The sequence below is a fragment of the Corynebacterium sp. HMSC072G08 genome (genome assembly GCF_001809185.1).
Classification (GTDB): Bacteria; Actinomycetota; Actinomycetes; order Mycobacteriales; family Mycobacteriaceae; genus Corynebacterium; species Corynebacterium phoceense.
The window spans coordinates 1-5,730 of the sequence record NZ_KV796438.1 but is presented as its reverse complement, the minus strand read 5'-3'; the positions used below and the strand labels follow the sequence as shown (position 1 = coordinate 5,730).

At 61.4% G+C, this 5,730-nt stretch carries 7 protein-coding genes and 1 other RNA gene; 7 read left to right on the top strand and 1 reads right to left on the bottom strand.

Annotation, left to right across the window (positions count from 1 at the left end):
* The coding region (locus tag HMPREF2559_RS08775; RefSeq protein WP_210387031.1) for an HNH endonuclease at positions 1–371 on the top strand (371 nt) is incomplete at its 5' end.
* A 49-nt stretch (positions 372–420) separates the two neighbouring features.
* Here HMPREF2559_RS08775 and HMPREF2559_RS08770 read toward each other — a convergent pair.
* Positions 421–2,037, bottom strand: coding sequence for an AbgT family transporter (locus HMPREF2559_RS08770; RefSeq protein ID WP_066512067.1), 1,617 nt, complete (start codon positions 2,035–2,037; stop codon positions 421–423).
* Positions 2,038–2,210: 173 nt separating this feature from the next.
* On the opposite strand from HMPREF2559_RS08770, the gene ftsE reads away from it, so the two are divergent.
* The 6 genes from ftsE (at position 2,211) to ssrA (ending at position 5,638) form a co-directional block, all read left to right on the top strand.
* Positions 2,211–2,900, top strand: coding sequence for a cell division ATP-binding protein FtsE (gene ftsE, locus HMPREF2559_RS08765; protein WP_066491150.1), 690 nt, complete (start codon positions 2,211–2,213; stop codon positions 2,898–2,900).
* Positions 2,900–3,802: a permease-like cell division protein FtsX gene (ftsX, locus tag HMPREF2559_RS08760; RefSeq protein WP_066512078.1), complete on the top strand. Its 903-nt coding sequence runs from the start codon at positions 2,900–2,902 to the stop codon at positions 3,800–3,802. The genes ftsE and ftsX overlap by 1 nt, the downstream gene beginning before the upstream one ends.
* A gap of 93 nt (positions 3,803–3,895) precedes the next feature.
* Positions 3,896–4,396 carry an SsrA-binding protein SmpB gene (smpB, locus tag HMPREF2559_RS08755; protein WP_066491166.1) on the top strand — a complete coding sequence of 167 codons (501 nt, stop codon included), beginning with the start codon at positions 3,896–3,898 and terminating at the stop codon, positions 4,394–4,396.
* A 21-nt stretch (positions 4,397–4,417) separates the two neighbouring features.
* Positions 4,418–4,768 carry a DUF488 domain-containing protein gene (locus HMPREF2559_RS08750; RefSeq protein WP_066491169.1) on the top strand — a complete coding sequence of 117 codons (351 nt, stop codon included), beginning with the start codon at positions 4,418–4,420 and terminating at the stop codon, positions 4,766–4,768.
* A 12-nt stretch (positions 4,769–4,780) separates the two neighbouring features.
* Positions 4,781–5,194, top strand: a complete 414-nt coding sequence (locus HMPREF2559_RS08745; protein ID WP_066491171.1) for a hypothetical protein — start codon at positions 4,781–4,783, stop codon at positions 5,192–5,194.
* 64 nt (positions 5,195–5,258) lie between these two features.
* Positions 5,259–5,638: a transfer-messenger RNA gene (gene ssrA / locus HMPREF2559_RS08740) on the top strand.
* Positions 5,639–5,730 lie beyond the last annotated feature (92 nt).

Below are 5,730 nucleotides of genomic sequence, written 5' to 3'. Positions count from 1 at the left end.
GGCGTACGGGTGAGGAGATCATGGCCGAGTTGCTGGAGGGCATTGGGCTGGCGACGTTTGTCAACGCCCGCAATGAGCCGGTGAAGCAGTACCGGCTGCAGCGGTATTTCAGTGCGACGCAGAAGGAGTTGGCCGCGGCGGTGCAGCATGTGTGTCAGGATCCGGAGTGTCACCGGCCGTTTAACTTGTTGCAGGCCGACCACCTGGTGGCGTGGTCGAAGGGTGGGGAGACGAATATCGACAACATCCTCATGCTCTGCGAGTATCACAACATGAAGAAGCGGGATGGGGACGTCTATTACAAAGACGCCGAGGGTAGGTTCTGGAAGCGCCGGAAGTTCGGGCCGGACCTGCCTTGCACGAATAACTAGGAAAACCACGAAAACCCGCCCCGAGGGGCGGGCGATTCAGCATGCCGTTTTAGCTTGCCGGGTAGGTCATCGGGGTGCCGGGGCCCAGAGGTATGCCGATGAGGTACCAGATGACGAAGAAGATGAACCAGCCCACGAGCATGGAAATCGAGTAGGGCAGGGACAGCGACATGAGCGTGCCCACGCCGGAGCGTTTGTAGTAGCGCTGAAGGAACGTGAGCGCGAGCGCGAAGTACGGCGACATCGGCGTAATGATATTCGTCGGGGAGTCGCCGATACGGAAGAGCATCTGCGCGACCTCGGGGGCGACGGAGACGTACATGAGCATCGGCACGACGACCGGTGCCATGAGCGCCCACTGTGCGGAACCGGACGTGATGAAGAGGTTGAGCAGCGCGACCATGAGCACGAGGCCGGCGAACATGAGCACCGGCGGCAGGTCCCAGGCCTGGAGCAACTCGGAGCCCTTAATTGCGGTGTACACACCCAGGTTGGACCAGCTAAACCACGCGAGGAACTGTGCGACCATGAAGAAGAGCACGATCATAGGCAGCAGGGTTTCGATGCCCTTAGCCATGAAATCCGGGAAGTCCGAGGCTTCCTTCACCGTGCCGACTACGATGCCGTAGACCGCGCCGGCCAGGAAGAAGGCCAGCGCGATGGGCACCGCGATAGCCTTGATGAGCGGCGACTCCATGAACACGCCATCCGGCCCAGCGAACGGCGAGCCCGGGATGAAGATGAGCGCGAAGAACGCGATGAGGAAGGCCACCAGCGCGGCACCCGCGGCCTTGAGGCCCTTGGCTTCGAGCGGGTGGAGGGCGAGCTTCTCCTCGTCGTCCGAGAAGTCGTACTCGTCATCGTCGGACGCGTTGGGCACCGACGACGAGAAATCCAGTTCTTGGGTCTCCAAATTGTCGTGGTCGACGAGCTCGCGCGCTTTGCGCACGATGAAGAACTCCGTCACCGCCGTGATGATGAGCGACAGGACAATCGCGGACGGCACCACGAAGAAGATATTCGCCAGCGCGTTGACCTCGTACTCCGCGTCCACAATCTGCGCGGCGGACGTCGAAATACCCGCGAGCAGCAGGTCCGTGATGTTCAAAATGAGCGACGCGTTAAAGCCTGCTGACGATGCCGCGAACGCCACCATCGCACCCACGATGGGGGAGCGACCGACCGCGTGGAAGGCGGTGGCACCTAACGGGATAAGGATGACATAGATGGCATCGGAAGCAACGGAGCCTGTCACACCGGTGAGCGCAACGACGAAAGTTAACATCTTGGGGCTCACGCGTGCGACCATGGCGCGCACGAGCGCGGACAGCAGGCCCGATTGCTCCGCGACGGCCACGCCGAGCATGACCGCGAGGATAACACCCAGCGGCGGGAAGGACGTGAAGTTGGTGACGGCCTCCGTTACCATCTTCGAGAGGCCCTCAGCGTTGAGGAGATTCGTCACCTTGATCGGCTCGCCCGACTGCGGGTCCGTGGCCTGCAGGCCCGCGAGCGAGCCGAGCCACGAGCTCACCGCCACGACGCCAGCGAGGATGACGAAGAGCCAGAACGGATTAGGCAGCTTGTTGCCGATCTTTTCGATCGTGCCGAGGAATCCGCCAGGCGACTGATGCTCAGGCGGCGCCTGCGTTTGTGATTCGGACATGTTCTCGGCCTTTCTTGTTGACAATTGGGGTCGGGATCGTACGTTCGGATCAGTGTGTAATGGTACACAGGCCCGCGACCTGTGCGAACTCGGCCACAAGCGCAGTCTGTGAAAAGCCTGCCTATCCACGCGGAAGCTGTAGGAATGAAACTTATGTTGCTAGAGTTTCCCCTGTGATCACCTTCGAGAATGTAACCAAGGTCTATAAGGCGTCCGCCAGGCCCGCCCTGGGCGACGTCTCCTTCACGATCGAGGACGGCGAGTTCGTCTTCCTCATCGGCCCGTCCGGCTCCGGCAAGTCTACCTTCCTGGAACTGCTCGTCCGCGAGACGAACCTGACCCACGGCGACATCTATTTCGGCGACTTCCACGTCAATGCTTTGAAGGGCGGCCAGATTAACCGTCTGCGCCAGTCCATCGGCTACGTCTTCCAGGATTTCCGCCTGCTGCCCAAGCTTAACGTCTACGACAACGTGGCGTTCGCGCTCGAGGTTATCGGCAAGTCGAAGAAGGAGATCAAGGAGGCGGTGCCCGAGGTGCTCGACCTCGTGGGTCTCGACTCCAAGGCGCACCGCCTTCCCAACGAGCTCTCCGGCGGCGAGCAGCAGCGCGTGGCCATCGCCCGCGCCTTCGTCAACAAGCCAGCGCTCGTCCTTGCCGACGAGCCCACGGGCAACCTCGACCCGGCCACGGCCCAAGACATCATGACGCTGCTCGCGCAGATCAACCGCACCGGCACGACCGTCATCATGTCCACGCACAACGCGCGCACCGTCAACGAGATGCGCCGCCGCGTGCTCGAACTCAACAACGGCAAGCTCGTCCGCGACGACGAGCACGGCGTCTACGGGGAGGCCTTCTAATGCGACTCGGATATGTTCTGCGCGAGGCCTTCCGGGGGCTCGGACGCAACCTCACCATGACCATCGCGCTCGTCATCACGACGGCGATTTCCGTCGGTCTGCTTGTCGCTGGCGTGCTCGTCACGCAGATGACCGAAGACACCAAGGACATCTACCTCGAGAAGGTCGAAGTTATGGTCCAGCTTGACGAGCCCACGTCCGCGAATGACACGACCTGTGAGCATGGCGCCTGCGCCGACGTAAAGAAGAAGCTCGAGGCTGACGGCGGCGTCGAGTCCGTCACCTACCGCAACCGCGAGGAGTCGTACAAGCGTTTCGTCGAGGTCTTCCAAGAGACCGACCCGCTGCTCGTCGAAGAGACCTCCCCGGACGCGCTGCCCGCCGCCCTCCACGTGCGCCTCGTCGATCCCACGGATACTTCCGCCATCGACGCCATCACGAACGACCCCGGCGTCGACACCATCGTCGATCAAGGCGACGAGGTCCGCTCCGCGACCTCCAACCTCGACACCATCCGCAACGCGACCTTCATCCTGGCACTCGTCCAGGCCATCGCCGCCATCTTCCTCATCGCGAACATGGTGCAGATCGCCGCGTTCAACCGCTCGCGCGAGATGTCGATTATGCGCATGGTCGGCGCTACCCGCTGGTTTACCAACGCCCCCTTCGTCTTCGAGGCCGTCCTCGCCGTGCTCTTCGGCACTGTCCTCGCTGGCGTGGGCGTCTACCTTGGCAAGAACTTTGTCCTCGACCCGTCGTTGAAGAACCTCTACTCCTCCCAGCTGCTGGCGCCCATCCGGGACTCGGATATCTGGGTCGCCATTCCCCTCATCGGCGCGGTGGCCATCGTCTTCGCTGCCCTTGCCGCCTGGGTTACCTTGCGTGCCTACGTGCGCAAGTAGCTTCCCGATGCCCCCTTGCACCCCGCGGCTGCCCGCCGCGGGGTTCGTTGGTTTTAGGGCTGGCGTGCACGCGCCGGTACAATAAGACGGATTATGGCGAAGAAAGCAAAGAAGAAGAAAGCGGTCGACAATAACTCGACCCTGGCGACCAACCGCCGCGCTCGCCACGACTTTAAAATCCTGGACACCTACGAATGCGGCATGGTGCTTGTCGGCACTGAGATCAAGTCCATGCGCGAGGGCAAAATCTCGCTCGTCGACGCGTTCGCGACCATCGACGACGGCGAGGTCTACGTGCGCAACCTCCACATCCCGGAGTATTCCTATGGCTCGTGGACGAACCACTCGCCCAAGCGCACCCGCAAGCTGCTGCTGCACCGCCGGGAGATCGACAAGCTCATGGGCCAGGTCCGCGACGGCAATAAGACGCTCATCCCGCTGCGCGTCTACTTGAAGGACGGCCGCGCGAAGCTGGAACTTGGCCTGGCGCAGGGTAAGCAGGACTACGACAAGCGCGAGGCTATCAAGCGCCGCGACCAGGATCGCGAGATTACCCGCGAGCTGGGACGCCGCATCAAGGGCATCAACGCCTAAAACGCGCGTAGCCTGGGGCCCATGATTTATACGGCTAAGGCACATGACGTCGTTAAAGGCGAAGAGAAGACTCACGGCGTAACGGTCCTCGTCGACCGTCTATGGCCGCGCGGTATCTCCAAGGACAAGCTGGCCCCGGATCACTGGTTCAAGGAGGTCGCGCCCAGCCCCGGCCTGCGCACGTGGTGGAACCATGACGAGGACTGTTTCGACGAGTTTAAGAAACGCTATCGCGCCGAGCTCGAAGAAAACGACTCCGAGGATATGAACGAGCTGCGAAAACTCGCCAAGGACGGCGATGTCACGCTGCTCTTCGCCGCGAAGGACCGCGAGGTCAACCACGCGGTGGTGCTGGCGGACTACCTGCAGTAAAAGGCGGCATTCATGGACCGCTCTTTTGACCTCGCTGCGTTCGTCGCGAAGATGGACGAGCTGATTAACCGCTATGTGGCGCCGGATCAGGGACTGCCGCCCGAAGACGTCACTGTGTGGGCGGCGTGGTACACCCAGGACTTCGTCTATCTCATCATCGAGGCACAGCAAGGCGGGACGACATATATCGGTTACGAAGTGGACTTCGGGCGAGCCCACAGGGACGTCTCGGCGGAAGTAGAGACCGCTGTTCATGCTTGGGGTGACCAGATGGCGGGTGACTCATTCGTTGGTGTTGTCCCGTTTGACTCCTCCGATGTTATTTACTGGTGGGATGCACGGTTGGTGGCCAAGGACGTCCCGCGAACATTAGCCGACATCGACGGCGCGGTAGAGGCGGCATCGGAAAGCTGGTTGCTGGAATAGGCCGACGTGGGGTAGCGTTATACGAACTGTAGAGAGCGCACAATCCCGCTCTACTGCAATGCATGGGGTTGATATGGTTTCGACTTCGTACATTGAGCCAGGGGAAGCGTGCCGGTGCAGGCTAGAGACCACCGTTAAGCGTCGTAGCAACCAATAAACGCAGAGAAGAACTCTCAGCGTGACTTCGCCCTCGCTGCCTAATTTCAGCGACGCGAGTCTGTCAGCCCGGGTTTAGTTCCTGACCCGGATCCTGGCATCGACTAAGGAACTTGCTCCGCCGGCTTGTCGTTCGGCCGACGGGGGACTTTCAGAGCGACTGGGCCCATCATCCGGAACGAGTTTGCCCGAGCCGGAGGGTCGAGTAGAGATCCTGTGCGAACTGCGCACGGAGAAGCCCTGGCGAGGTGACGAAGGACCCGGGTTCAATTCCCGGCAGCTCCACCGAAGGCGAGCCCCAGACTGAGAAGGTCTGGGGCTCGCTTCTTTTGTTCCGGTTAGCGATAGAGGGCTAAGTAGCAAAATGTGTGTCCGCTACG

Excerpts from the sequence above, each read along its gene's own strand:
- HMPREF2559_RS08750 (WP_066491169.1), top strand. The coding sequence starts at position 4,418 with ATGATTTATACGGCTAAGGCACATGACGTCGTTAAAGGCGAAGAGAAG.
- HMPREF2559_RS08745 (WP_066491171.1), top strand. The coding sequence starts at position 4,781 with ATGGACCGCTCTTTTGACCTCGCTGCGTTCGTCGCGAAGATGGACGAG.
- ftsX (WP_066512078.1), top strand. The coding sequence starts at position 2,900 with ATGCGACTCGGATATGTTCTGCGCGAGGCCTTCCGGGGGCTCGGACGC.
- HMPREF2559_RS08770 (WP_066512067.1), bottom strand. The coding sequence starts at position 2,037 with ATGTCCGAATCACAAACGCAGGCGCCGCCTGAGCATCAGTCGCCTGGC.
- smpB (WP_066491166.1), top strand. The coding sequence starts at position 3,896 with ATGGCGAAGAAAGCAAAGAAGAAGAAAGCGGTCGACAATAACTCGACC.